Origin of the sequence: Streptomyces atriruber (assembly GCF_001418325.1) — a bacterium.
GTDB lineage: Bacteria > Actinomycetota > Actinomycetes > Streptomycetales > Streptomycetaceae > Streptomyces > Streptomyces atriruber.
On record NZ_LIPN01000559.1, the window covers coordinates 1 to 2,384 of the forward strand.

General features: G+C 72.0%; 1 protein-coding gene and 1 pseudogene. Both read right to left on the bottom strand.

What is annotated here, in order from left to right:
- Positions 1-237 precede the first annotated feature (237 nt).
- Positions 238-1,799: pseudogene (locus AOK03_RS38375) on the bottom strand (condensation domain-containing protein); the annotation flags it as partial.
- A 170-nt stretch (positions 1,800-1,969) separates the two neighbouring features.
- Positions 1,970-2,384 (bottom strand): hypothetical protein (locus AOK03_RS38380; RefSeq protein ID WP_208609695.1); only part of this gene is annotated, 415 nt, incomplete at its 5' end.

Here is a 2,384-nt window from a genome sequence, read left to right on the forward strand (position 1 = left end):
CATCACATACGCCACGTCATCAGCGCCGACTTCGACAGCAAGGCGGCCCGCAGCGTGGTCCGCGACGTGGTCCGCAGGCCGCCCCGCCGGGGCAAGGGTCGAGGCGGTCTCCGCGTCGTCGATCACCACGCGTCGGCCACCCGCAGCGTGGTCCGGTACGAAGCGGCTCGTGTGCCGGGTGCACACCACCGCCACGGGCGCCGAGTCCTCCAGGAGGAACGCCACCCGCTCCGCCNNAGATCGACGGAACGTTCCATCGCCACGGCGACGCGGTCCCCGCGCTTCACTCCGACGGCCGCCAGGTGCAGGGCAAGGCGTTCCGACGCGGATTGCAACTCCCGGTAGGACATGCACCGTTCGCCGTCCTCGATCGCCACTCCGTCAGGCGTGCGGTCCGCTTGGAGGGCGATCAGTTCGGGTACCGGATCGGCCCTCACCGGCTGCCGCGTCGCGTTCCACTCCGCCACGACCAGCGACCGCTCGGCGGCCCCCGCCACATCGACCCGGCCCACCGGCACCGACGGATCTGCCACCACCTGTTCGAGGACCCGTACCAGCCGGTCGACGACCGACTGGGCGGCCGCCCGGTCGAACAGGTCGGGGCGGTGGTCGAGCTTGAAGCCCATGCGGTCGCCCTCGGGTGCGACAACCAGCGTGAGCGGGTAGTGCGCCGCCTCTTCGCCGCCCAGGAACCGGATGGCGAACATGCCGGGGGCGGGCTCGCGTTCCGGGGGGCGCGGGTAGTTCTCGTACACGACGATCGTGTCGAAGACCGATCCGGGACCGGTGAGCTTCTGGATCGCGGGCAGCCCGAGGTGCTGGTGGGCCATGAGCGCGGCCTGTCGGCTCTGCAGGGCGGCGAGCATCTCCGACACGGGCTGCGCGCCGTCGAGGCGTACGCGGACCGGCAGCGTGTTGATGAACAGGCCGATCATCGACTCCACGCCCGGCAGTTCGGCCGGGCGGCCCGCCGCGGTCGCGCCGAACACGACGTCCGTGCGCCCGGCGAGCCGGGCCAGGACCAGGGCCCACGCTCCCTGGATCACGGTGTTCACCGTGATCCCGTGGCTGCGCGCCACGTGCGCGAGGCCCTCCGTCAGCTCCTCGGAGATGTGGGTGATCAGGCTCTCGGGGGTGATGGGGGTCCGCCCCGGATCCGCCGGTGCCACGAGCGTCGGCTCGTCGGCCCCGGCCAGCGCCGTCCGCCAGGCGTCCCGCGCGGCGTCCTTGTCCTGCCGGTTCAGCCAGGCCAGGTACTCCCGGTAGGACGTGACACGGGGCAGGCCCCGCGTGTGGCCGCCCTCCGCGTACACGGCGGGCAACTCGTTGAACAGCACCGCCATGGACCAGCCGTCCATGACGACGTGGTGGCTGGTGACGACCAGCCGGTGCCGCCTGTCGCCGAGCCGGACCAGGAGCAGCCGCAGCAAGGGGGCGACCGCCGGGTCGAAGCGCCGCGAACGCTCGCCCGCGGCGAGCCGGTCGGTCTCGGCGAGGGCTTCGTGCTCCGCGAGGCCGGAGACGTCCACCAGTCGCCACGGCAGGGCCGCCTCGCGCGCGATGACCTGCACGGCCTCGCCGGACTTGCGGCCGCGGAAGCTCGCCCGCAGCGCGCCGTGCCTGGCCAGCAGCGCCTCCCAGGTCCTGCGCAGCCGGTCCACGTCCAGGGGCCCGACCAGCTCCAGCATCCGCTGCCCCTGGTAGACGTCGGGTCCCTGGTCGTCGAAGGCGGCGTGGAACAGGAGCCCTTCCTGCAACGGCGACAGCGGCCAGACATCCTCGACTACGGATCGGGTCATCGTCTCTGTCTCCTCACAGCGGCAACGGCGATGTGCGGGCCCCGCCGAAAGCCACGCGACAGCGACGGCCCACGGCGCGAGCGGGTCAGATATTCGGGTGGGTCGGGTATGTCGGTGGGGCGGGTATGTCGGTGGGTCAGGAGCTTCGGTGGGGCAGGAACCTCGGTGGGTCAGAAGGGGTCTCCGACGGTGCCGGTCCCCTCGAATTCGTCGACCTCGTCCTGTGCGAGGTCGAGGAGCGGGAAGTCGGAGGGCGTGTGACCGCCCGAGGCGGGGGCGTCGGTGTGGTCGGCCAGGCCGCCCAGGAGTTCCACCCAGGTCCGGCCGAGGCGTTCGGCCTCGGCGTCCGCCACGAGGTGCCCGGGCCAGCTCAGGGTGACCGTGACTTCCGGCCCTTCCGGGGTGTCCCGGACCATCGCGCCCGCGTCCAGTAGATGTCGCAGAGGCATGTCGGGGTCGGACGAGCCACCGATGGCCGTCTCGCCCGCCAACTGCCAGCCAGTGCCGGGTGCTTCACGCACTTCGTGCACTTCTCCTTCGTCACTTGCGTCATGGACGGCGGTCGCGAACCGGCCCATGTAGTTG